Here is a 22,357-nt window from a genome sequence, read left to right as displayed (position 1 = left end):
CGCGGCGCGGTCCGAGGTCGCGCCGACTCGGGTAGCGCGGGGCGGGATGGCTGCGGCTCGGGCGTCACGCCACCACCTCCAGGGTGCCGTCCACGGCGATGGCGCCGACGCGGAGGGCGTGGCCGTCCCACAGGGCCCAGGCGTCGAAGGGGGCGCCGCCCGTCAGGGCCAGGGCCATGTCCAGGCCGCTGTCGTCGCGGACTGGCAGGCCGTGCCCGGAGGCGTCCACCAGAGAGCCGCCGCACAGGCGGACTGAGGCGCAGCCGAGGGGGAAGAGGCGTTGCCAGGGGTCGGCTGTCAGCATCGGTTCCAGGGTGGCCAGGGCCTCTCGCCACGTGGTGGGGGCCGGGACCGGGTCTGGGGCGCGGGAGGCCTCCAGTTCGCCCAGGGCCACTCTGTCGGAGCCCGGGTAGGGGTGCACCAGGGCCGAGGACTCCTGGCCGTGTGGCAGCAGCGGTACGGGGGCGCCCACTGCCGAGTGGCGGATGGCGACCACCCAGCGGGCCGTCTGGCGGCCCCAGCACCACTGACGGACGGTGCGGACTCGGCCGTCGTCGGTTTCCAGGCGCAGCATGGCCACCCAGTGATCGAACACGCCGGGTGTGGCGCGGACCGTCTCCTCCGGGACCGTGACGCCCAGGCGGGAGCGGGGCTGCACGGCGCACAGCAGGTGCAGGCCGCCCAGGCGGTCGGCCACGTCGGAGGTCCAGCGCGGGCCGGAGCGCGCCACGATCTCCTGGATCTCGGCCACCGCCGCGGCCACGCCAGGGATCTGGGCGTCGATCATGCGGGCGATGAACGCCTGCCACCACGAGGCCGGGCGGCCCGGTAGTGAGGCCACGCCGGCCGAGGCGACGTCCCGGAGCCAGTCGCGCAGGCCGTCGATGCCGGACGACATCGCAGAGGCGCGGTTCGCGGCCGTCTTCTCGCGCGCTCGCTGACGCCGGGCCACGGCCTCCGGTGAGGAGTCGAGCTCACGGGCCGCTCGCCGCTGGGTCCACTCCTCCACCCAGTCCGGCGCCACGGCGTCCGGGATGTCCAGCTCCTGCAACGAGACGGCGTGCTTGCACGGGAACCTGCGCGAGGGGCACGTGCACTTCGCCGAGCCCGCGGCCAGGTCGACGCACACGCGGTACGGCACGGCGCCCGAACCCGTGTACAGGCCCCACAGCACCGGCAGGGCCTTGCCCAGGCCCTGCCAGCGCGTCGGAACGGCTCGTGTCCTCACGGAACCAAACTAGCGAGGACCCCCGACAGAAAATCAGGCCGGACCGCGACGGGCCCACGTCCACGCGTACGCCGGGTCCTCGCAGGCCTCCGCGGCCTCGCCGAGCTCCAGCGGACGGAACGTGTCCACCATGACCGCGGTCTCGTCGAAGTAGTCCACGCCCAGCGACGCCTCGACGGCACCCGGCTGCGGTCCGTGCGTGCAGCCCGACGGGTGCAGCGACATCGAGCCGATGCCGATGCCGGAACCCTTGCGCGCCTCGTAGTTGCCGCCCACGTAGAACATCAGCTCGTCGGAGTCGACGTTCGCGTGGTTGTACGGCACCGGCACGGCCAGCGGGTGGTAGTCGACCTTGCGCGGGCAGAACGAGCACACGACGAAGTTCGGGCCCTCGAACGTCTGGTGCACGGGCGGTGGCTGGTGCACGCGGCCCGTGATCGGCTCGAAGTCGCGGATGTTGAACACCCACGGGTACAGGTGCCCGTCCCAGCCGACCACGTCGAACGGGTGGTTGGCGTAGGTGAACTTGGTCAGCCCCGCCCGGTGCCGCACGATCACGTCGACGTCCGTGCCCTCGACCAGCAACGGCTCGACAGGACCGCGGATGTCCCGCTCGCAGTACGGCGAGTGCTCCAGGAACTGCCCCTTCGCCGACAGGTAGCGACGAGGCGGCCCGATGTGCCCCGTCGCCTCCAGCACCAGCAACGACATCGGCGTCGACGGCACCACCCGGTAGGTGCACGAGGTCGGCAGCACGACGTAGTCGCCGTCCCCGACCTCCAGCGCCCCGTAGATCGTCTCGAGCACGCCGGAGCCGGACTGCACGTACAGCAGCTCGTCACCGAAAGCGTTGCGGTACAACGGTGAAGGCACGGAAGCGACCACAAACCCGATGGTCACGTCGGCGTTCCCGAACAGCTTCCGCCGCCCGGTGACCGCGTCGACCTCATCAGAAGCCCAGGTCAGGTCCTGCGTCTTGAACGCTCGCGGCTTCAGCGGCAGGTTCGGGGACACCGACCCGCGCTCGTCCTTCAGCGTCTCCGCGTTGACGATCGCCGTGGGCAGGTACCGGTGGTAGAGCAGGGCCGAATCCGCCGAGAACCCCTCGACTCCCATCAGCTCTTCCGCGTAGAGCCCACCGTCCGGTTTGCGGAACTGGGTGTGGCGCTTTCGGGGGATCTCCCCGACCTGGCGGTAGTAGGCCATGACGTCTCCGGAACCATTCTCGAGGCGTTCGACTATCGGACATCTTTGTTCACTTACCGATACCCAGCTAGCGTGTCAGCCGTGTCAAGCGCTGTCGAACTCCGTGCGCCCGGTCCGCGCGGTACTCCGCCCCTGCTCGCGAGGCTTGTGGACGATGCCGCGCTGTTCCCTCCGGGGAACGCGTCGATGCCCGACGCGGTGCGCGGCCACCTCGACGGGCGAGTCGGCGAGTGGTCCGGCGTCATGGGTCTCTTCCTGTGTCCGGCCTCCCGGCTCGCCGAACTGATCACCGAACTCATCAAGGTCAAGCCACCGAAGCCGATCGCACTCAGCCTCGTGATCGACACCGGCCTCGGCGGCGTGCCGAAGGCCGTGTCCATCGTCGAGAGCCGCAGTGAGCTCCTCGCCCTGCGCATGGTCGAGATGCCCGCACCGTCCGATGTGGACGAGGTGTGGCTCGAGCGCGTGTCGGAGTTCGTGCCCGAGGACGTCATCCGAGTCGTGGAGCCCCGTCGCGGCGGCTCCGAGTGGCTCGACGGCGTCCGCAGGGTGATCGAGCACGGCAGCTGGCCCAAGCTGCGCTGCGGTGGCCTATCCCAGGAGAACTTCCCCAGCGTCGACGAGGTCGCGGACTTCCTGTCCGTCGTCAGCGGCGGCGGCGTCGCGTTCAAGGCGACGGCGGGCCTGCACAAGGCCGTCCGCCACACCGACGAGCAGGGCTTCACCCACCACGGCTTCCTGAACCTCCTCGTCGCCACGGCCCGCTCCCTCAGCGGCCGCGACGTCCGCGAGGCGCTGGCGAGCACCGACGCCGAGGCGCTCACCGCCGAGGCCAAGGCGCTCAGCGACCAGGCGGCCCACGCCGTCCGCGGCGTCTTCGCGAGCTACGGCTCGTGCTCGCTCGCCGAACCGATCGCCGACCTCGAGGAGCTTGGACTTCTGTGAGCTGGATCAGCGACCCGAACTTCACCGAGGACCAGCCGTTCGGACCGCAGACCCTCCCCTACGGCGTCGTCGACGGGGGTGTGGCCGTCCGCGTCGGCGACCAGGCGTTGCTCCTCAAGAGCCTCGCGCTGGGCAAGTGCAGCGAGTACGTCCAGGGCGACTCGCTCGACCCGCTGCTGAAGGCGGGCCGTCCGGTCTGGAGTGTGCTGCGCGCCAAGCTCAAGGAGATCGTCACGGCGACCTCCGCCCCCAAGGGCGCGGAGCTCGTCGGGATCGAGACCGCGAAGCTGCCGTTCACCGTCGGCGACTACGTGGACTTCTACTCGAGCAGGCACCACGCGGAGAACGTCGGCAGGATGTTCCGCCCCGACGGCGACCCGCTCACTCCGAACTGGACACACCTCCCGATCGGCTACCACGGCCGCGCCGGCACGGTGTACGTCTCCGGCACCGAGATCGTCCGCCCGAACGGCCAGAAGCGCGGCAGCGACGGCCCGAAGTTCGGCCCGTCCGAGCGCCTCGACATCGAGGCCGAGATCGGGTTCGTCTGCGGTGGACCGCGGGCGGCCAACGTCTCCACCAGCAGGGCCGCCGAGCACGTCTTCGGCGTCGCGCTGGTCAACGACTGGTCGGCACGTGACATCCAGGCGTGGGAGTACCAGCCGCTGGGCCCGTTCCTCGCCAAGTCGTTCGCCACGTCGATCGGCGCGTGGATCACCCCGCTCGAGGCGTTCTCGGTTGCACGCGTCCCGACGCCGCCGCTGCCGAACAAGCTGCACGACTACCTGACGTGCGATCAGCCTTGGGGTCTGGACATCACCATCACGGTGGAGCTGAACGACACGATCGTCGCGCGGCCCCCGTTCAGGGAGATGTCGTGGTCTTTTGTGCAACAGCTGGCCCACATGACGGTGAACGGGGCTACCGTGCGCCCAGGTGATCTGTTCGCCTCCGGCACGGTCTCGGGACCGGAGAAGGACGAGCGCGGCTCGTTCCTCGAACTCAGCTGGGGCGGCAAGGAACCGTTCAAGCTCGACGACGGCTCCACGAGGTCCTTCCTGGAGGACGGCGACACGGTCAGGCTGACCGCGACGGCTCCCGGTGAAGGCGGCTCCGTGGTCGGCCTGGCCGAGGTGGTGGGCACAGTTCGGAGTGCGTGATGGTCGGAGCGACGAAGGAGAGCTCGCTGACCCTGGAACGGGGTCTGGCGCTGCTCCAGGCGGTCGCTGAGGCGGAGTCCGAGGCGCCGTCGATCTCGGAGCTCGCCACGGCCATCGGCGCGTCCAGGGCCGCCGTGTACCGGCTCCTCGTCCCGCTCCAGGCGCGCGGTCTCGTGCGCAGGGAGGGGTCGAAGGTCCGGCTCGGCCTGGGCGTGCTGAGGCTCGCCTCCAACGTGCTCCCGCAGCTGCGGATGGCGGCGAACCCGGCCCTGCGAGAGCTGGCCGAGAAGGTCGGCGCCACCGCGCACCTGACCGTCGCGGACGGCAGCGAGGCGCAGGCCGTCGCGGTCGTCGAACCGTCGTGGACCGCTTTCCACGTGGCGTACCGGGTGGGTTCCCGTCACCCGGTGCACCGCGGGGCCGCCGGCAAGGCCATCTCGCAGCCCACCGACACCTGGGTCGTGTCGTCCGGTGAGCTGCAGCCCAACGCGTTCGGCGTCGCGGCACCCGTGCGCGGTGTTCCCGGACTCAGGGCGTCCGTTGGCGTTGTGGCGCTGGAAAAGCTCGATGCGGACGTTGTCGGTCCACACGTCGTGCGTGCGGCCGAAGAAGTGGCGGCGGCGCTCAAATGACGGACGAGCGGCTCAGGCGCTGGCGCCTCCTGCTGGGCCCCAGCGCGGAAGACGTCGCACAGCTCGGAGACGACGACCAACGACGTGATGGCGCGCTGACGGGCCTGTACGGCGGTGGCGGCGATCGCGGTGCCGGACTCGGCGCCAGCTCCCCGCAGCTGCACCGGTGGCTCGGCGACGTCCGCAAGTACTTCCCCACGTCCGTCGTGCAGGTCATGCAACGCGACGCCGTCGAGAAGCTCGGCCTCAAGCAGCTCCTGCTCGAACCCGAACTGCTGGGCGCGGTCGAGCCGGACGTGAACCTCGTCAGCACGCTGCTGCAGCTCTCCCGCGCGATCCCCGCCCGCACCCGCGACACCGCGAAAGCCGTGGTGGGCAAGGTGGTCGAGGACATCGAGAGGCGGCTGAAGGACCGGCTCGTCGAAGCCGTCCGCGGTGCCGTGGACCGCTCCCGGCGCACCCACCGGCCGCAGCTGCCCGACGTCGACTGGGCGTCCACGATCAAGGCGAACCTCAAGAACTACCAGCCGCAGCACAACACCGTGATCGTCGAGGACCTGATCGGCCACCGCAGGCGCTCCCGCACGGCGGCCATGCGGGACGTGATCCTGCTCGTCGACCAGTCGGGCTCGATGGCGGACTCGTTGGTGCACGCGGCAGTTCTCGGTTCGGCGCTCGCGAGCATCCGGTCGATCTCGACCAGGCTCGTCGTGTTCGACACCGAGGTCGCGGACCTGACCGACCAGCTCAGCGACCCGGTCGACCTGCTGTTCAGCGCCCAGCTCGGCGGCGGCACGGACATCAACCGCGCGGTCGCCTACGCGCAGACGCAGGTCCGCAGGCCCACCGACACGGTCGTCGTGATCATCAGCGACCTGTACGAGGGCGGTTCGGAGGCCGAGCTGCAACGCAGGGTCCGCGAGCTGGTCGCGAGCGGCGTGACGGTCGTGAACCTGTTGGCGCTCAGCGACTCCGGCACACCTGCCTACGACCACGAGCTCGCCGCGAAGCTCTCCGCACTGGGCGCGCCCGCGTTCGCCTGCACACCGGACAAGTTCCCCGAGCTGCTGGCGGCCGCGCTGCGCAAGGACGACCTCACGCAGTGGGCGGAGTCCGAGGGCATCGCGACGGGCCGTTAGCGCTCCACGACCCGTCCACGGACCAGGAACGCCAGTCCTCGCGTCATCGCCACGAGACGTCCGCGTTCGTCCGGACCGGCGATCCACACCCGCCGGGTGTGGCGGACCAGGATCCGCGCCCGCTCGGGCAGCTCCGGCAGCCGCAGGTTGTTCTCCGAGCCGTCGACCTTGAGGTACGCCTGGCGCCCGATGCGCCGGCCCGGCACGAAGCTGACGGAGACCGGCCGGAACGGGAACCGCTCGATCAACTGCAGGGTGCCGCGGCGGGTGAAGAAGTGCCGCAACCCCGGCGCGGCCAGTTCCAGCACCACCGGGACGGCCAGCACGGTGAGCCACAGCCAGCCGATCATCAGCACGACGCCGAACACCGCGACGGCGAACAGGACGTGCCCGACGGCACGGCGATCCGCCCGCGCGAGGCAGGTCCCGACCCAGTTCTCCACACCGATCTTCGGGATCATCTCTGCACACGCGCCGGAATCAGCTGCGGCACGCCGCGGAACGTGACGACGGTGTTCCCCGCCGAGTCGGGCGGCACGAACCACACGCGCTTGTGGCGCGCGATCCGCCCGCGCAGGAAGGGACCGACGCTCAAGGTCAACAAAAGAGGCGGTGACGACAACACGACCAGACGCCCTCCTTCCCACTTCACATGGGCGAAATGCCACGGTTCACCTTCCGGTAAACGCACCGGACGGCGACGCGTCACCACCCACAGCACGACCGCGGCGAAGAAGAGCAGGACCAGCGCCACCGGTGAGGACCACGACCACACCAGTACCAGCACGAACTGGAGCGCGAAGGCCGCACCGGCGAGAACGGTCCACATCAGGGCACGACGGCTCGCCCGGTCGACACAGTGCCGGGTCCACCGATCGTCGAGCGCCGTCACCTCGGTGGACGGCTTGTTTGGCACGACCACCTGTCAACCGTACAGGTGACACTTCCCTTGATCAGTGAAGCTAAGTTAGGCTTGCCTAACCTTGAGGAGGTGCAGCGGTGACCGACACCCAGACCAAGCGCCCACCGGCGCCGCACGCCGCGGAACGCGCTCGCACGATCGCGGCTCGCGGTGGTCACGCCGCACTGCTCCCTCAGGCGGGCAACCGCACCAGCCCGTTGTTCCACCACGTGCACCCGTGCGGCACGACGATCTTGCTGCTCGCCGACGAACACCCGCTGGTCGGACAGCTGTGGCAGGCACCGCGGACCGAGGTGACCGCGATGCTGGAGATCGCCGACCAGGCGCCGGTGCCGTTGCGCGAACCGGTTCGCGGGCTGCTGTGGCTCACCGGCTGGGTCTCCGCGCTGGACGGGCAGGAGGCACGCGACGAGATCCTCAAGATCGCCGACGTGCGGCCGGACCACCGGCTGCTCGACGCGGGTCACGGCGCTTCGGTGCTGAGGCTCACACCCGCGTCGCTGGTGATCGCCGACGCCGAGGGCACGTCGTCGATCCGGCCGGAGCAGTTCGCGAGCGCGACGCCGGATCCGTTCTGCCGCAACGAGGACCACTGGCTGCGGCACCTGGAGGCCGCACACCGCGACGTCGTGGGCCAGCTCGCCCGCCACCTGCCGGAGGAGCTGCGGCACGGCCACGTGCGGCCGCTCGGGCTCGACCGGTTCGGGCTGCGGCTGCGGGTCGAGGCCGAGTGCGACGACCACGACGTGCGGATCGCGTTCTCCAAGCCGGTCAGCACGGCCCAGGAACTCGCCGCCGAGCTGCGGCGGCTGATGGGCTGCCCGTTCCTCTCCCAAAGGTAGCCTCGCGCGGGTGACCTTGATTCCGGCGGAAGAGAAGCGCGGCTACCAGCTGGAACTGCTGATCGTCTTCAGCATGACGCTCGGGTTGTCCGGTCTGCGCAGTCTCGTGCGCCTGATCGACAGCCTGCTCCAGCCGACGCCGCTGAACCAGCAGTCGGTCGCGATCAACGTCCCGCAGGCGCGCGCCGACCTGCTGGACCTCGTGGCGCAGCTGCTCGGCGTGCTGCAGCTCGCCGCGTGGGGCGGCATCGGCCTGTACCTGTTGTGGCGCACCGGGATCAAGCTGCGCGTGATCGGGCTCGACGGCACCCGCAAGCTCGCCGACTCCCTGGGTGCGCTCGGGCTCGCCGCGATCATCGGCATCCCCGGTCTCGCGTTCTACTTCGCGGCGTGGGCGCTCGGGCTGAACCTCGCCGTGCAGCCGTCCACTTTGGACAACCAGTGGTGGATGAGCGTGGCGCTGATCCTGGCCGCCGCCGGCAACGCGTGGGCGGAGGAGGTGCTCGTCGTCGGGTACCTGATCACGCGGCTGGAGCAGCTCGGGTGGCGGCGGTACACGGCGCTGTTCGCGGCGGCGGTGCTGCGCGGTTCGTACCACCTCTACCAGGGCTTCGGCGGGTTCGTCGGCAACCTGGTCATGGGGCTCGTCTTCGGCTTCTACTGGCAGCGGACCAGGCGCCTGTGGCCGTTGGTGATCGCTCACACGATCCTCGACGTCGTCGCGTTCGTCGGTTACACAATGTTGCGTGGCAAAGTCAGCTGGTTGCCCTAATGATTCGACGGTAGAAACCGGAAACAGCCGTCAATCGTTGCGATTTCAGGTCCAGCAGCGGCGATTTGTGCTGTTCAGCGTTACGCTCGTTCGGTGACTGCGCACACGATCGCTGAGACCGAAGCACTCCCGGACGCCGCGCCCCGCGTGGACAGCGAGGTCGGCCCGTTGCGCACGGTGCTGCTGCACCGGCCGGGCAACGAGCTCAAGAGGCTCACCCCGCGCAACAACGACCAGCTGCTCTTCGACGGCGTGCCGTGGGTCGGCAGGGCCCAGGAGGAGCACGACGCGTTCGCCGCGACGCTCACCTCGAAGGGCGTCGAGGTCCTGCTGCTGGCCGACGTGCTGGTCCAGGCGTTGGAGGACAACCGCGCGCGCATCGCGGGCATCCACAGCGCCGTCAACGAGCGCCGCCTCGGCATCGACCTGGCCGACGCGCTGCGCAGCCACCTCACCTCGCTGCCGGCGCCGCAACTGGCGCAGGTGCTGATGACCGGTATGACGTTCGAGGAGCTGCCCGCCGCCGAGGGCGCGTCGCTGGTGCGCAAGATGCACCTGCCGATCGACTTCGCCGTGGACCCGTTGCCGAACCTGCTCTTCACCCGCGACTCGTCGGTCTGGGTCGGCGACCGCGTGGCCATCACGTCGCTCGCACTGCCCGCCCGCGACCGCGAGACGACGCTGACCGACCTGATCTACGCCTACCACCCGCGGTTCCGCCGCACGGGCCGCGCGTACGGCGCGCACTCCGCGCCGCTGGAGGGTGGCGACGTGCTGCTGCTGGCGCCGGGCGTCATCGCCATCGGCGTCGGTGAGCGCACGACCCCGGCGGGCGCGGAGTCGTTCGCCCGCTCCGCGCTCGCGGACGGTCTCGCGCACACGGTGCTGGCGGTGCCGATCGAGCAGGAACGCGCCACGATGCACCTCGACACCGTCTGCACGATGGTCGACCGCGACGCCGTGGTGATGTACCCGGCGATCAGGCACACGCTGACGGCGTACCCGATGCGGTCCGACGGCAGCGGTGGCGTGCGTGTGGACGGTCCCGTGCCGTTCCTCGACGCGGCCGCAGAGGCGATGGGCATCGAGCGCCTGCGGGTGATCGACACCGGCCTCGACGTCGTCACCGCCGAGCGCGAGCAGTGGGACGACGGCAACAACACGCTGGCGGTCGGGCCCGGTCTCGTCGTGGCGTACGAGCGCAACGTGGAGACGAACGCGCGCCTGGAGGACGCCGGCGTCGAGGTGCTGCGCATCGCCGGTTCCGAACTGGGATCAGGCCGCGGCGGCCCCCGGTGCATGTCGTGCCCGATCGACCGCGCACCATTGGTGTGATCGTCAGGTATGCCTAACCTTTGTTTGGATCACCTTTCCAAACAAAGGTTAGCTTTTCCTGGAATGCAGGCCTGATCGTTTTCGGCTAACGTACTCCTCATGGCCTCGAACGTGAAGAAGATCCTGTCCAAGAAGTCGAAGTTCCACGAACTCCTGCAGGCACAGGTCGGCAACGAGTTCTCCGCTTCGCAGCAGTACATCGCGCTCGCCGTGTGGTTCGACAACGAGGACCTCCCGCGCCTCGCGTCGCACTTCTACAAGCAGGCTCTCGAAGAGCGCAACCACGCCATGATGATCGTGCAGTTCCTGATGGACAACGACATCGCGGTCGCCATTCCCGGCACCGAGGCGCCGATCAACGACTTCAAGTCGCCGCGCGACCTCGTCGACCTCGCCCTGCGCCAGGAGCAGCAGGTCACGGACCAGATCGTGGCGCTCGCCAAGGCCGCCCGCGAGGAGGGCGACTACATCGGCGAGCAGTTCATGCAGTGGTTCCTGAAGGAGCAGGTCGAGGAGGTCTCCTCGATGAAGACGCTGCTCACGATCATGGACCGCGCCGACGGCAACATGTTCTACGTGGAGACGTTCCTCACCCGCGAGTCGGTGGGTGACGAGGGCCCCGACGCGGGCGCGCCGACCGCCGCCGGTGGCGCGCTCTGAGTTTTCTTCGCACGCTTGAGTGCCTGATCACAAAAGGCCCGCCTCGGCGGGCCTTTTTCAGTTGTTGAGGCGGGCGGCCTGCCGGGTCAGATATTCCCGCTCGGCCAGGTTCGACGCTTTCTCCGCCGCATCGACGTAGAGTCTCGCTGCCGTTCCCAGGTCGCCGTCGCGCTCGTGCAGGTAAGCGGCCACCGCAGAGTAACGGGGCAAAGAATCGTCCAGTTCCGCCAACGCCTTCAGCCCGGCGCGCGGCCCGTCGGCCTCCCCCACGGCCACGGCGCGGTTGAGCCGGACGACGGGACTGTCGGTCAGCTTCGCCAGTTCGTCGTACCACTCGACGATCTGCACCCAGTCGGTCTCCGCCGCTTCCGGTGCGTCCGCGTGCAGCGCCGCAATGGCCGCCTGCGCCTGGAACTCGCCCAGCCGGTCCCGCGCCAGTGCCGCCTGGAGGATCTCGACGCCCTCGGCGATGAGCCTCGTGTCCCACTTCCCGCGGTCCTGCTCGGCGAGCGGAACCAGCCTGCCGCCCTCCGTCCGGGACGCGCGGCGGGCGTGGTGCAGCAACATCAGGGCGAGCAGGCCCGCGACCTCCGGGTGGTCGATCGCCGCGAAGAGCTGACGGGTGAGCCGGATGGCCTCGGCGGCCAGGTCGACGTCACCTGAGTAGCCCTCGTTGAAGACCAGGTAGAGCACCCGGAGCACGGTCGCGACGTCGCCGGGCTGGTCGAACCGCACGTCACCGACGGTCTTCTTGGCCCTGCTGATGCGCTGGGCCATCGTGGCCTCCGGCACCAGGTAGGCCTGGGCGATCTGGCGGGTGGTCAGCCCGCCGACGGCGCGGAGAGTGAGCGCCACCGCCGACGACGGGGTCAGCGACGGGTGCGCGCACAGGAAGTAGAGCTGCAACGTGTCGTCGGTGTCGCTCGCCGGACCTTGCTCCGGTTCGGCGTCGACGAGATCCTCCCGCCTGCGCCGGGCCGTGTCCGCCCTCGTCGCGTCGAGGAACTTGCGCCAGGCCGCCGTGACCAGCCACCCCTTCGGGTCTCGCGGCGGGTCGTCCGGCCACATGCGGACGGCCTCGACCAGCGCGTCCTGCACGGCGTCCTCGGCCGCCGCGAAATCTGCTCCGCGGCGGACGAGGATGCCGAGCACGGCCGGCGTGAGGCTCCTGAGCAGTGCCTCGTCCACGTCTACTCCGTGATCGTCGGCGCGTTGCCGTAGAAGGGACGGATCTCCAGCCACTCGTGGATCGGCTTGCCGTCCTTGCCCGGCGCCGCCGACAGCTCCCCCGCCAGTTCGAGCGCGCGCTCGTAGCTGTCGGTGTCGATGATCATCCAGCCGGCGATGAGGTCCTTCGTCTCCGCGAACGGCCCGTCGGTGACCGGCGGCCGGCCCTCACCGTCGTAGCGCACCCACGCACCTTCCTGGGCGAGCGCCTGGCCGTCGACGAACTCACCGGTGGACCTGAGCTTGTCCGCGAAGTCGTTCATGTACTGGATGTGCGCGGTGATCTCGTCCTGGGACCACTGGTCCATCGGCACGTTGTTCACCGGGGCAGGGGCGCCGCGGTAGTGCTTGAGCAGCAGGTACTTGGCCATCTCGGAGGTCTCCTCTGGTGCTGTCGCGACCCATCTTGGCCGCTTTCACCACGGGGACGGAGCCGTTCCCTGCTTCTCGACACGACCGCTCAAGATTTTTCCGCTAGTTGTGGCAGTCCTGGTCGTTGCGCGAGATGAACGCCGCCACGAGCTTGCCGTTGGCCACCCCGAAGACGAAGCGGGCAGCGGGGTTGCCGTCGGCGTCGGCGACGTAGGAGTAGTTCGGCCCCGTCGGCCTCAGGTTGGTGTACTCGGCCTTGAGCTTCTGCTCCGTCGCGCCCACTCCGACGCCGTCGGACGTCATGTCCGGGTTGAACGGGATGGAGGCGACACCGCCCTTCGCCGACACCCAGGTCTTCTCGCCCGTGCCGATGATCTCGTGGAGTGTGCAGGCGTCGGTCGGCTTGCCGCCTTCGAGCACGGGACCGATCAGCTTGGCGTCCAAGGCGGCCTGCCTCGACATACCGAGCTTGAGCTTGCCGTAGCCGAACGAGTCGATCACGGGCTTGGCGGGTGGCGGCGGAGGCGGGTTGGTCACCGTGTGCGTGACGACCTCGGTGACCACCGTGGCCTGCGGTGTGGACGTGGACGTGGCGTTGTCGTCCGGCTTGGGCGCGGGCGTGGACGTGCACGCGGTCAGGCCGAGAGCAGCAGCGATGGTGATGATGACGAGCGAGCGGTTCATTTTTCTTTCCCCCAGAAAGTGTCGTTCTCAGATCCACAACGGGCCGCAGTCGGCACCGTTCGCGACGAGCTTGATGCCGGAGATCGTTTCCGTGAGCTCGTGGTAGTCCTCGGACCTGGTGATGCTGAAGAACACGTAGTAGCTGTTGGCGTCCACCGCCGCGGTCCAGCCTCCGCGATACTCGTGAGCGCCCGGATAGAGGTTCTTCACGTCGGCGAACGTCGAGCCGACGCCGATCCCCTTCGAGGTCTTGGCCTCGACGGGAAGGGTGATCGCCACCACACCGCGCTGCTTCGAGATCGTGATCTTGCTGTCTGACAGGCAGGGGCCGTCGTCGGCGCCCTGCCAAGTCAGGTTGGTCTCGCCCGTGCCTCGCGCCTCTTCGAGCGTCATGCCCAGCTTCAGAGCGCCGTAGCCGAGGCGGCTGTCGACGTTCACCACGGCCTGCGGTGCGGGCGGGTTGGTGACGGTGGTGGTCACGACCTCGGTGACCACGGAGGTCGACGGCGCGGTGGTGGACGGCGGCTGCGTCACCGGTGCGGCGTTCTGCTCCGGCGTGGGCGTGGACGTGCACGCGGTCAGGCCGAAGGCGGCGGCGATGGCGACGAGAACGATGGAGCGCTTCATTTTTCTTTCCCCCCAGAAAGTGTTTTCTTCAGTTGATGACGGAGACGGTCAGAGCGCGGCCATGGCGCACTCGGAACCGCCCCATTCCCCCATGAGCTTGATGCCGGCGACCTTGCCCGTGTCGCTGAAGCCGCCGTTCACCACGAACCAGTACTCGTAGCCGTCGACGTCCGCGGCAAAGCCTGCGCGGTACTCCTCCGCGTTCGGGTAGGCCTTCTTGACCTCGGCGACCGTCGAACCGATGCCGATCCCCCTGGACGTCTTCGCCTCCGCCGGCAGCGAGATGCGGATCACGCCCTGCTTCTTCGAGATGGCGACCCTGTCGTCGGACGCACATCCGAGGGCGTCGAACGACACGCTCGTCTGGCCGGTCGCCCGCGCCTCCTCCAGCGTCATGCCCAGCTTGAGCGCGCCGTAGCCGGGACGGCCGTCCGCCTGCGGCTTGGGCGGGTTGGTGACCGTGGCGGTCTCGACCTCGGTGACGACGGACGGCGACGGCGTGGATGCCGGGGTCTGCGCGGCGGCGTGCTGGTCCGGCGTGGACGTGCACGCGGTCAGACCGAGAGCGGCGACTGCAGCGGAGACAAAAGCAATCTTGACGTTGTTCTTCATTTCAAGCCCCCCAGGCTTTTGTTTCGACACCCCATGAGACGTCGACATTGTGAAGCGGTTGCGAAGTTCGTTGTCACAGAAAAGTCACAACGAACCAAATACCAAAAGAATGCACACCGAACAGCCCGCCACGATTTCCCCGTGGCGAGGTGTCAGGATTCCGATGGCTGTACATCCCCAGGCGCCGTTCGGACATCCATAAGACGCCGGGACCGCATGGCGGTTGTCAGAGGTGTGTCACGAAGGGGTAACGCCACCCGTTCGGACCAGCGTGGATGCTGAGGTTCCGCCGCACCCCCAAGAGCGGCGGAACCTCAGCAAGATCAAATGGTCAGACCGCCGAGCAGTCGTTCGCGTCGAGGCGCATGAGGACTGCGGTCACCGACGAGCCGTCGGTTTCGAAGACGTACGACCAGGCCGGAGTCGCGGCCATTTTCGCGAACAGGGTGGAACCGCTCTGCGTGGCGTTCGGATAGGCGGCCTTCACCTGGTCCACCGTCGAACCGACGGTGATTCCCTTGGGCGTCTTGGCGTAGCCCGGCACAGTTATCCGCACGATTCCCCGGACCGGAGAAATGATCACGGCGTTGGCGTCGGGCACCGACTTCGTCGCGTACGCCTTGCACCGGTTCTCCGGGTCGGCGGCGCTGCTCGGTTCGATCAGCGATCCGGTGGCCAGCGCGTCGGCCTCGGACATGCCGAGCTTGAGCGACCCGAACTGGCCCGGCTGTGCCTGCGGTTGAGGCGGCGCCGGGATGGCGGGGATGGTCGTCTTGTTCGTCGGCTGGCCGGTCTCGGTCTTGACGGAGCTGGAGCTGTTCGAGTTCGGCGGTGGGTCGACGGTGACGATCGCGGTCGAGGTGAACGTGCTGACCGCCGTGGTGGTCGTGGTCGCGGAGGCGCTCGAGGTGGACGTGGGCAGCAGGTCGCCCGCCGTGTCGTCGGACCGGGGCAGCTGGGTCAGCGCGGCGCCGGCACCGACCAGCACCACCAGGGCGAACGCCGTCGTCGTGGCCGAGCGCCGTCGTCGGCGCCGCTCGGCACCGCGCACGACCGCCTCGGTCGCGTCCGGCGTGCTGTGGACGTCCAGCCGATCGTCGCTGAAGAGCCTGCGCAGCTCGTCGTCGAGGTCCACCGGTCAGTCCTTTCCCAGGCGGGTGCGAAGACTCGCCATCGCCTTGCTGCTCTGGCTCTTGACCGTGCCGCAGGAGATTCCGAGCGCGTTCGCGATCTCGGCCTCGGAGAGGTTCTCGTAGTAACGCAGCACGATCACCGCGCGCTGCCGTGGCGGCAACGACCGCAGTGCTTGCCAGAGCGGTTCGTTTTCGAGCCTGCTGAGCTCGGGAGCGACAACGCCGCTGTCGGGGAGGTCCGCCACGAGGTTCTCGCGGCGCCTCCTGCGCCAGATGCTGATGTGCGTGTTGGCCATCGCCCGGCGGACGTACGCGAGCGGGTCGTCACCCTTGCGCTGCACGGACACCCAGCGCGAGCCGACCTTCTCCAGCACGGACTGCACCAGGTCGGCGGCGTCGTGCGGGTTTCCGGTCAGGGCGTGCCCGTAGCGGAGAAGTCCGGGCATGGACATGCGCACGAACTCCGCGAAGTCCCCCACGGTTTCCGCTCTTCCCCCACCGCTGTCGGCGGTCAACTCCAGTCGCAGCACCGCCGTCACGGCCACGTCCCCCTCCCCGAAGCAACTGGCTTCAGGGAGATCACGCCCGACTAGACGGATCGGTTGCCCAACTCAATCACAGAACGGCAACGGCTTCCGGTAGAACGAACGAACCGTCAGGCTCGCACGGGAAGTCGTGCACCTCCAGCACCGCCGCGACCGGGATCTGCCCGTAGACGTGCGGGAACCACAGCGGCGAGTCCGCCACCGCCTCCCACCTGACCGGCGCGTCGACCAGCTTCGGGTCGATCACGAGCAGCAGCAGCTCGCTCTGCCCGTGGAAGAACTTGCCCGCCGTCACGTGCACCACACCGCGGTCGGAGCAGTGCACGAAGTCCTCACCGGCGGGCGAGATCGACCCGGCCGACCGGGCGGCTGCCCAGCCGGCCTTCGAGATGATGTGCAGCAGCACTTATCCACAGCTCCCTGTGGACAACACTGTGGACAACCTGTGCATCAACGCAGCGTGATCTGGCGGCCGCGAAGGCCGTCACGGGCACGGCGCTCGGCGTCGGTCAGCGGCTCGTCGGAGGCCAGGGCCTCCAGCAAACGCTTGCCCAGCGCCTCGGCCGGGTCGGCCCACTCGCGGGCGTGCATCTCGCGGTCGAGGTCCCACACCGGCACCAGCAGGCCGTGCGCGCGGAACGAACCGGCGTAGCGCGAGCCCTCGCCGAGGTCCAGCTCACCGCGGGCGGCCAGGCGCGCCATCGCGGGCAGCAGCTTCTCCTCTGGCTCCGGGCGAACCCAGCGCAGGTGCGCCTTGTCGCCCGCGTCCACCCAGTACGCGGCCTTCACGCCGGGGGCGTCGAGACGCTCGGTCGGCAGGATCGCGGCGTTCGCGCGCTCCAGCGACAGCGCGACGTCACCCGAGGGCTCGGTGCCCTCCGGCATCCACCACACGAAGTCGGTGTGCAGCACGGGAACGATCTCGGCCTCGGGGTCGAGCAGGTCCTGCAGGCGGCCGGGGTTCTCACCGTTGTCCGGACCGACGACCGGCAGCACGTCACCGGTCTTCGCCTGCTGCGCCCACTGCAGCGCCCGCGCCAGGTCGCGGCTGATGTCGCCGGACCGCGTCTGCACCTGAAGGCCGACGAACGGCACGTCGTCGCCGCGGATCAGGCCGGCGGCGGCCATCGGCAGCACCGTGGCGAGCGTGACCTCGCGACCGTCCTTGACCGGCAGCTTCGCGACCGCCGACGGCACGAACTCGCGCAGCGCGATGAGCTCGCACTCGGCGGCGAGGCCCTCGAACGGCCGGGACACGATCACGTCCGTCGCGCCACCGGGTGCGCCGTGGCAGGCCTTGTAGCGCTTGCCGGACCCGCACGGGCAGGGCTGCTTCGGGTTGATCCCGTCCTTCGGTGCGTCCTTGACCGCAGTCCGCTTGGCCACCTCGGCCCTCCTCGTGTTCAGGCTTCTCAGGTCGCCAAGTTAGCCGTCAGCAGGCGGCGGGTGTTCGCCGGGGCGTTCGTCGCGAGGTAGCGGACCCCCAGGTCACGGCACAGCGCGACGTCCTCGGCGCTGTCCACGGTCCACACGTACGTCTCGTGCCCGGCGCGCCTCGCCCGATCGACGTAATCGGGGTCGTTGCGCAGCACGTGCACACCAGGCCCGGTGTAGTCGGCGAACGAGGGCAACGCGCCGCTGCGGTACCGCCCGAGACGGTCGAGCAGCAGCACCGTCCGCACGTCCGGCGCCATCTCCCGGAACACCTTCACGGCCGTGGGCGAGAAGGACATCATGACGATCTGGGCGTCGAGCTTGTGCCTCTTCAACGCCTCGACGAGCTTGCGCTCGACCTCGTTGCGGTACCGGACCGGGTGCTTGGTCTCGACGAAGAGCTGCACGTTCGTGTCCCTGACCAGGTCCAGCAGCTCGTCGAGCACCAGAAGCTCGGCCTTCTGCCCGTGGCGGTGCCAGCTGCCGTAGTCGTGCCTCTGCAGCTCTTCCAGCGTGAGCGCGCTGACCGTGCCACGGCCGTTCGACGTGCGGGTGAGCGTGCGATCGTGCACACACACGATCTCGCCGTCCTTCGACAGCCGGATGTCGCACTCGAGTCCGTCCGCGCCCTCCTGCAAGGCCAGCTCGTAGGCGCCGATGGTGTGCTCAGGACGGTCGGTGGACGCGCCACGGTGCGCGACGACAGAAGGCAGCTGCACAAGCCCAGACGATAGTGTCTCCGCAACAATTTGAGTCATCAATCAAATCGGCGTGGACGAAACGCGGATCGCGACTTACCGTCCCGCTTTGTGACGTTCGACCAGCGCGATCCCGCCTTCATCGCCGACCCGTACCCGGCCTTCTCCGCCCTGCGCGAAGCCGGTGAGGTGCATCACCACGAGCAGATGGGCGTCGCCGTCGCTGTCTCGCACGCCGCCTGCTCGGCGGTGCTGCGGCACCGTTCGCTCGGCAGGATCTGGTCGGACGTGAAGCCGGTCGAGCAGTTCATGGCCTTCAACCTGCTGCACCGCAACTCGCTGTTGGAGAACGAGCCGCCCACGCACACGCGCCTGCGCCGGCTGGTGGCCGCCGCGTTCGGCCGCGGGCACGTCGAGCGCCTGCGGCCGTGGGTCGCAGAGCTCGCCGACAGGCTCGTCGACGAACTGGTCGGCGAGATCAAGGACCAGGGTCAGGCCGACCTGCTGGCCCACGTCGCCGCGCCGCTGCCGGTCGAGGTGATCGCCGAGCTGCTGGGCGTCCCCGGACAGGACCGCCACCTGCTCCAGCCGTGGTCGAACGCCATCGTGAAGATGTACGAGTACGGCCTGCCCGCCGAGCAGCAGCAGGCGGCCGAACGCGCCGCCGCGGAGTTCGTCGCCTACCTGCGCGAACTGATCGCGTTGCGGCGCAAGACCCCCGGCGCCGACCTCGTCTCGGACCTGGTCGCGGTCACCGACACCGACGGCGCCAGGCTCACCGAGGACGAGCTCGTCGCCACCGCGGTGCTTCTGCTGATGGCGGGCCACGAGGCCACGGTCAACGTGATCGGCAACGGCGTCTACGCCCTGATGCGGCACCGTTCGCAGTGGGAGCGTCTCTCGCCGGAGATCATGCCCACCGCCGTAGAGGAGCTCATCCGCTACGACTCGCCGTTGCAGCTCTTCGAACGCACCGCCACCGAACGCGTGGAGATCGCCGGACACGTCGTCGAGCCCGGCCAGAAGATCGCCGCGCTGCTCGGTGCGGCCGCACGCGACCCGCTGGTCTTCGAGAACCCGGACACGCTCGACGTCGGCCGCGAGAAGAACCAGCACCTCGGCTTCGGCATGGGCATCCACTACTGCCTAGGTGCGCCGCTGGCCCGGATCGAGGTGGAGGCGGCGCTGTCGTCGCTGCACCGCAAGCTGCCCGGTGCGGTGCTGGCGGAGGAGCCGAACCGGCGGGCGGAGTTCGTGATCCGCGGGCTGCACTCGCTGGCGCTCGGCAACGGAGAGTGATCAGCCGACCCAGGCACTTCGGGCCAGAACAACGGCCTTGAACAAGTCAGCAGCGGGGCCTCGAACGAAATACATGTTTACTCTCATGGTTCGGCCCCGCTCGACCGTTGATCGTCGCACCAACTCTCCCGCCCGGCCGCCAACCCGTCCACTGGACGTAGGCGCGGTGCGGGGACCGGGCCCGCGTCCTCGCGCACCCGGAGCAACCAATGCGCAGACGTTTGATGATCGCGGGCGCTGCCGTGTCCGCGTTCGTGCTCGGCCTGCTCGGTCCCGCAGGCGTCGCCGTAGCGGGTCCGGTGGGCCTCGCCGCCGGTTTCGAGGACGACGACGCGAACCTCAACCCGCAGGGTTCGATCAACTTCGACTGGAACAGCTTCTCGCCCGCCACCTGGACGGGCACACCAGGCGTCAGAACCGCGAACAAGATCACCTCCGGCTGGGCCTTCACGGGCCTGGAGGACCGGCAGGCGACCACGTCCGACTCGGGCTTCGCGGGCGGCACCAAGCAGGACGACAGCTGTGCGACCGTCGGCACGGCGAAGGCGTCCAACAAGGACGACCTCAAGCGCGTCTACGTCGCGAGCAAGACCGTTGGCAGCAACGTGTACCTGACGCTCGCGTGGGTCCGCATCCCCCAGAACACCACGTCGCCGTCCGCGCACGTGGCCTTCGAGTTCAACAAGGGCACCACTGCTTGTGCGGGTACCTCCGGACTGGTGCAACGGTCCGCCGGTGACATGTTGATCGTTTACGACTTCGAGGGCGGCGGCACGCCGGTCCTGAAGCTCTCCCGCTGGATCACCTCCGGCTCGTGCGAGGTCGGCAGCAACTCCCCGCCGTGCTGGGGCACCGCGACGACGCTGTCCAGCGGCGTCGCCGAGGCGGCCGTCAACACCGGCGCGACCGCGCAGGACACCGTCGCTCCGACGACCGAGACGCTCGGCCTGCACGAGTTCGGTGAGGCCGGCATCAACCTGACCGCCGCCGGCGTCTTCGCGCCCGGCGTGTGCGAGGGCTTCGGCAAGGCCTACGCCGTCAGCCGCAGCTCCGGTCAGTCGTCGACCGCGCAGATGAAGGACCTGGTGGGGCCGGGCAACGTCAACATCCGCAACTGCGGCACCGCCGCCGTGACGAAGCTCGGCAGCGATGGCGGCAGCCAGGCCGGCGCCGTCTTCACGCTGTACAACGGCTCCGACACCACCGGCACCGTCAGGGGCACCTGCACCGTGCAGGCGAACGGCTCGTGCACCCCGCAGTTCACCGACCTGCCCGTCGGCACCTACACCGTGGACGAGACAACGGTTCCCGCCGGTTACGACAAGGACCCGACCTTGCCGTACACGTTCACCGTCGCGGCCGGTGAGAACAAGCAGCTGACGTTCACCGACCCGGCGCGTCCGGCGACCGTGAACGTGCTGAAGAAGGACGACGCCAACAACAACGTGCCTGGCGCGGTCTTCACGCTCTACAACGGAACGGGCACCGGCGGCACCGTCGTCGGCACCTGCACCACGGACGCCTCGGGTGTCTGCCAGCCGCCGTTCACCAACCTGCCGGCGGGCACGTACACGATCGACGAGACGACCACCCCGACCGGCTACGTGAAGGACTCGGACCTGCCGGAGACCTTCACCGTCGCCCGCGGCGAGACGAAGAACCTCTCGTACACGAACCCGAGAACCTTCAAGGTGATCGTGCTCGTGTGCCGCGAAGCAGACAGCAAGCTGTACCCGAGCGCGGTCACGATCGACGGCCAGGCTTCGGGCAACACGCTGTCTTCGGCACAGGCGTCGTCCGCAGGACTGAGTGAAGCGGCGCTGTGCGGTATCTCGACCGGGCAACGCGGAGGGCTGCAGACCGGCAACCACTCCGCCAACCCGATCGGCATCAGCTAACGACGCGGATATCGCTTCGGGAGCTTGAAACCTCGCTCCTTCAGCACCTTCCGCAACCGATCCGGGTAATCGGTGATCAGGCCATCGATCCCGGTGTCGATCATCTCGTGCATCCGTGACTCCTCGTTCACAGTCCACGGGATGACAGCGAGGCCCTGTCCGCGGGCTTCGGTGACCAGTTCCTTCGTGGTCATCGTGTGCACCGGGGACAGGGCCTTCGCGCCGAAGCTCTTCACCGCGCGGGCAACACTGCCGCCGAAGTCGTCCAGGTTCAGGCCACCCGTCCACGGCGAACCGGGACGCAGGAACTCCGGCTGGGTCAGCGCCACCAGCGGGATGCGCGGCTCGACCTCGCGCAACCGCATCAGCGTGCCCCAGTCGAACGACTGGATCGTCACGTTCGCCAGGAAGCCCGAGCGGCGGATCTCGTGGACCGCGCGCCGCACGAACTGCTCACGTGGCGCGGTCTCGTGCGGCGCCGCGGCCTCGACCTTGGTCTCGATGTTGAACCGGACGCCCCACGCCCGGTGCCTGCGCGCGAGGTCGAAGAGCTCGGCCAGCGTGGGCATGCGGGCGCCCGGCGACAGTTCCTGGTCCGGGTACTGCGACCACCTGGTGCTGCCGCAGTCCAACGTCCGCACCTGGGCGAACGTCAGGTCCTTCACGTACTTGCCCGCGTAGGGGAACTCGGGGTCACCGGGGAACGCAGGCGCGGTGTCGAGGCACTTCGAAGGGTTCGTCTTGCGGTCGTGGGTGATGACCTCACGGCCGTCCTCGGTGATCTGGAGGTCGAGCTCCAGCGTCGTCACACCGAGCTCGAGCGCCTTGCCGAACGCCTTGAGCGTGCTCTCCACCGTGAGGCCGATGCCACCGCGGTGTGCCTGGAGGTCGAAGTCCCTGTCGTGCGCCTGAGCGGCGCCTGGTGCGGCCATTGCGATCACCAGCGCCCCGACGAGTGTCCGCATCCACCCAACCTGGCACTCCCCG

Annotated in this window: 25 protein-coding genes; 10 read left to right on the top strand and 15 right to left on the bottom strand. The window is 69.0% G+C overall.

What is annotated here, in order from left to right; genetic code table 11:
- Positions 1-64 precede the first annotated feature (64 nt).
- Together AOM45_RS02500 and AOM45_RS02495 are read right to left on the bottom strand one after the other, a co-directional pair.
- Positions 65-1,228, bottom strand: a complete 1,164-nt coding sequence (locus tag AOM45_RS02500; RefSeq protein WP_030465511.1) for an SWIM zinc finger family protein — start codon at positions 1,226-1,228, stop codon at positions 65-67.
- 33 nt (positions 1,229-1,261) lie between these two features.
- Complete coding sequence (locus AOM45_RS02495) at positions 1,262-2,434, bottom strand: homogentisate 1,2-dioxygenase (RefSeq protein ID WP_030465512.1); 1,173 nt, start codon at positions 2,432-2,434, stop codon at positions 1,262-1,264.
- An 81-nt stretch (positions 2,435-2,515) separates the two neighbouring features.
- Between AOM45_RS02495 and AOM45_RS02490 the strand changes: the two genes are divergently transcribed.
- From AOM45_RS02490 to AOM45_RS02475, 4 genes are read left to right on the top strand one after another with little or no spacing between them, the layout of a single operon-like run.
- Positions 2,516-3,379, top strand: a complete 864-nt coding sequence (locus AOM45_RS02490) for a hypothetical protein (RefSeq protein ID WP_268247600.1) — start codon at positions 2,516-2,518, stop codon at positions 3,377-3,379.
- Positions 3,376-4,539 carry a fumarylacetoacetate hydrolase family protein gene (locus AOM45_RS02485; protein ID WP_030465514.1) on the top strand — a complete coding sequence of 388 codons (1,164 nt, stop codon included), beginning with the start codon at positions 3,376-3,378 and terminating at the stop codon, positions 4,537-4,539. Before AOM45_RS02490 ends, AOM45_RS02485 begins: the two co-directional genes overlap by 4 nt.
- Positions 4,539-5,171 carry an IclR family transcriptional regulator gene (locus AOM45_RS02480; protein WP_030465515.1) on the top strand — a complete coding sequence of 211 codons (633 nt, stop codon included), beginning with the start codon at positions 4,539-4,541 and terminating at the stop codon, positions 5,169-5,171. The genes AOM45_RS02485 and AOM45_RS02480 overlap by 1 nt, the downstream gene beginning before the upstream one ends.
- Positions 5,168-6,310 (top strand): VWA domain-containing protein, encoded by a 1,143-nt coding sequence (locus AOM45_RS02475; protein WP_030465516.1) that lies wholly within the window; start codon positions 5,168-5,170, stop codon positions 6,308-6,310. Before AOM45_RS02480 ends, AOM45_RS02475 begins: the two co-directional genes overlap by 4 nt.
- On the opposite strand, the gene AOM45_RS02470 is transcribed toward AOM45_RS02475, so the two are convergent.
- Positions 6,307-6,771, bottom strand: a complete 465-nt coding sequence (locus AOM45_RS02470; RefSeq protein WP_030465517.1) for a hypothetical protein — start codon at positions 6,769-6,771, stop codon at positions 6,307-6,309. The genes AOM45_RS02475 and AOM45_RS02470 overlap by 4 nt on opposite strands.
- A complete protein-coding gene (locus tag AOM45_RS02465; protein WP_236703057.1) occupies positions 6,768-7,232 on the bottom strand; it encodes a hypothetical protein in 465 nt (154 codons plus the stop codon). Before AOM45_RS02465 ends, AOM45_RS02470 begins: the two co-directional genes overlap by 4 nt.
- A 77-nt stretch (positions 7,233-7,309) precedes the next feature.
- Here AOM45_RS02465 and AOM45_RS02460 point away from each other — a divergent pair, with 77 nt between their 5' ends.
- The 4 genes from AOM45_RS02460 to AOM45_RS02445 all read left to right on the top strand — a co-directional run bounded on the left by AOM45_RS02460 (position 7,310) and on the right by AOM45_RS02445 (position 10,841).
- Positions 7,310-8,074, top strand: coding sequence for a DUF2470 domain-containing protein (locus AOM45_RS02460; RefSeq protein WP_030465519.1), 765 nt, complete (start codon positions 7,310-7,312; stop codon positions 8,072-8,074).
- 73 nt (positions 8,075-8,147) lie between these two features.
- Complete coding sequence (locus tag AOM45_RS02455) at positions 8,148-8,846, top strand: CPBP family intramembrane glutamic endopeptidase (RefSeq protein WP_081901877.1); 699 nt, start codon at positions 8,148-8,150, stop codon at positions 8,844-8,846.
- Positions 8,847-8,993: 147 nt separating this feature from the next.
- Positions 8,994-10,181, top strand: a complete 1,188-nt coding sequence (locus AOM45_RS02450; RefSeq protein ID WP_030465521.1) for an arginine deiminase — start codon at positions 8,994-8,996, stop codon at positions 10,179-10,181.
- Between the two features lie 99 nt (positions 10,182-10,280).
- Positions 10,281-10,841: a ferritin gene (locus tag AOM45_RS02445; protein WP_030465522.1), complete on the top strand. Its 561-nt coding sequence runs from the start codon at positions 10,281-10,283 to the stop codon at positions 10,839-10,841.
- 57 nt (positions 10,842-10,898) lie between these two features.
- Here AOM45_RS02445 and AOM45_RS02440 read toward each other — a convergent pair whose 3' ends face one another.
- The 10 genes from AOM45_RS02440 to AOM45_RS02395 form a co-directional block, all read right to left on the bottom strand.
- Positions 10,899-12,029 (bottom strand): RNA polymerase sigma factor, encoded by a 1,131-nt coding sequence (locus AOM45_RS02440; RefSeq protein ID WP_030465523.1) that lies wholly within the window; start codon positions 12,027-12,029, stop codon positions 10,899-10,901.
- A gap of 2 nt (positions 12,030-12,031) precedes the next feature.
- On the bottom strand, positions 12,032-12,439 hold the full coding sequence (locus AOM45_RS02435) for a YciI family protein (RefSeq protein ID WP_030465524.1): 408 nt from the start codon (positions 12,437-12,439) through the stop codon (positions 12,032-12,034).
- Between the two features lie 103 nt (positions 12,440-12,542).
- Complete coding sequence (locus AOM45_RS02430) at positions 12,543-13,124, bottom strand: hypothetical protein (protein WP_030465525.1); 582 nt, start codon at positions 13,122-13,124, stop codon at positions 12,543-12,545.
- Positions 13,125-13,151: 27 nt separating this feature from the next.
- A complete protein-coding gene (locus tag AOM45_RS02425; RefSeq protein ID WP_030465526.1) occupies positions 13,152-13,751 on the bottom strand; it encodes a hypothetical protein in 600 nt (199 codons plus the stop codon).
- Positions 13,752-13,799: 48 nt separating this feature from the next.
- Positions 13,800-14,363, bottom strand: a complete 564-nt coding sequence (locus AOM45_RS02420; RefSeq protein ID WP_030465527.1) for a hypothetical protein — start codon at positions 14,361-14,363, stop codon at positions 13,800-13,802.
- 331 nt (positions 14,364-14,694) lie between these two features.
- On the bottom strand, positions 14,695-15,498 hold the full coding sequence (locus AOM45_RS02415) for a hypothetical protein (RefSeq protein ID WP_030465528.1): 804 nt from the start codon (positions 15,496-15,498) through the stop codon (positions 14,695-14,697).
- A 3-nt stretch (positions 15,499-15,501) separates the two neighbouring features.
- Positions 15,502-15,948 carry a SigE family RNA polymerase sigma factor gene (locus AOM45_RS02410; RefSeq protein ID WP_051782865.1) on the bottom strand — a complete coding sequence of 149 codons (447 nt, stop codon included), beginning with the start codon at positions 15,946-15,948 and terminating at the stop codon, positions 15,502-15,504.
- A 163-nt stretch (positions 15,949-16,111) separates the two neighbouring features.
- Positions 16,112-16,447 carry a DUF952 domain-containing protein gene (locus AOM45_RS02405; protein ID WP_030465530.1) on the bottom strand — a complete coding sequence of 112 codons (336 nt, stop codon included), beginning with the start codon at positions 16,445-16,447 and terminating at the stop codon, positions 16,112-16,114.
- 44 nt (positions 16,448-16,491) lie between these two features.
- Positions 16,492-17,427, bottom strand: coding sequence for a DUF5926 family protein (locus AOM45_RS02400; protein WP_030465531.1), 936 nt, complete (start codon positions 17,425-17,427; stop codon positions 16,492-16,494).
- A gap of 26 nt (positions 17,428-17,453) precedes the next feature.
- On the bottom strand, positions 17,454-18,194 hold the full coding sequence (locus tag AOM45_RS02395) for a glycerophosphodiester phosphodiesterase family protein (protein ID WP_035909112.1): 741 nt from the start codon (positions 18,192-18,194) through the stop codon (positions 17,454-17,456).
- Between the two features lie 90 nt (positions 18,195-18,284).
- On the opposite strand from AOM45_RS02395, the gene AOM45_RS02390 reads away from it, so the two are divergent.
- The gene (locus tag AOM45_RS02390) at positions 18,285-19,472 is read left to right on the top strand and encodes a cytochrome P450 (RefSeq protein ID WP_030465533.1); all 1,188 of its coding nucleotides are present in this window, start codon (positions 18,285-18,287) and stop codon (positions 19,470-19,472) included.
- Positions 19,473-19,681: 209 nt separating this feature from the next.
- A complete protein-coding gene (locus AOM45_RS02385; RefSeq protein ID WP_156093584.1) occupies positions 19,682-21,370 on the top strand; it encodes an MSCRAMM family protein in 1,689 nt (562 codons plus the stop codon).
- On the opposite strand, the gene AOM45_RS02380 is transcribed toward AOM45_RS02385, so the two are convergent.
- Entirely contained in the window at positions 21,367-22,335 is a 969-nt protein-coding gene (locus AOM45_RS02380) for a glycerophosphodiester phosphodiesterase (RefSeq protein ID WP_030465535.1), read from the bottom strand. The genes AOM45_RS02385 and AOM45_RS02380 overlap by 4 nt on opposite strands.
- Positions 22,336-22,357 lie beyond the last annotated feature (22 nt).

Source organism: Lentzea aerocolonigenes (assembly GCF_000974445.1).
Taxonomy (GTDB): domain Bacteria; phylum Actinomycetota; class Actinomycetes; order Mycobacteriales; family Pseudonocardiaceae; genus Lentzea; species Lentzea aerocolonigenes.
The sequence above is the reverse complement of the archived record's forward strand: the minus strand, read 5'-3'. Positions and strand labels throughout refer to the sequence as shown.

Coding starts and splice junctions, on each gene's coding strand:
- AOM45_RS02495 (WP_030465512.1), bottom strand. CDS start 2,434: ATGGCCTACTACCGCCAGGTCGGGGAGATCCCCCGAAAGCGCCACACC.
- AOM45_RS02480 (WP_030465515.1), top strand. CDS start 4,539: ATGGTCGGAGCGACGAAGGAGAGCTCGCTGACCCTGGAACGGGGTCTG.
- AOM45_RS02475 (WP_030465516.1), top strand. CDS start 5,168: ATGACGGACGAGCGGCTCAGGCGCTGGCGCCTCCTGCTGGGCCCCAGC.
- AOM45_RS02470 (WP_030465517.1), bottom strand. CDS start 6,771: ATGATCCCGAAGATCGGTGTGGAGAACTGGGTCGGGACCTGCCTCGCG.
- AOM45_RS02455 (WP_081901877.1), top strand. CDS start 8,148: ATGACGCTCGGGTTGTCCGGTCTGCGCAGTCTCGTGCGCCTGATCGAC.
- AOM45_RS02445 (WP_030465522.1), top strand. CDS start 10,281: ATGGCCTCGAACGTGAAGAAGATCCTGTCCAAGAAGTCGAAGTTCCAC.
- AOM45_RS02435 (WP_030465524.1), bottom strand. CDS start 12,439: ATGGCCAAGTACCTGCTGCTCAAGCACTACCGCGGCGCCCCTGCCCCG.
- AOM45_RS02430 (WP_030465525.1), bottom strand. CDS start 13,124: ATGAACCGCTCGCTCGTCATCATCACCATCGCTGCTGCTCTCGGCCTG.
- AOM45_RS02425 (WP_030465526.1), bottom strand. CDS start 13,751: ATGAAGCGCTCCATCGTTCTCGTCGCCATCGCCGCCGCCTTCGGCCTG.
- AOM45_RS02420 (WP_030465527.1), bottom strand. CDS start 14,363: ATGAAGAACAACGTCAAGATTGCTTTTGTCTCCGCTGCAGTCGCCGCT.
- AOM45_RS02410 (WP_051782865.1), bottom strand. CDS start 15,948: ATGTCCATGCCCGGACTTCTCCGCTACGGGCACGCCCTGACCGGAAAC.
- AOM45_RS02385 (WP_156093584.1), top strand. CDS start 19,682: ATGCGCAGACGTTTGATGATCGCGGGCGCTGCCGTGTCCGCGTTCGTG.
- AOM45_RS02380 (WP_030465535.1), bottom strand. CDS start 22,335: ATGCGGACACTCGTCGGGGCGCTGGTGATCGCAATGGCCGCACCAGGC.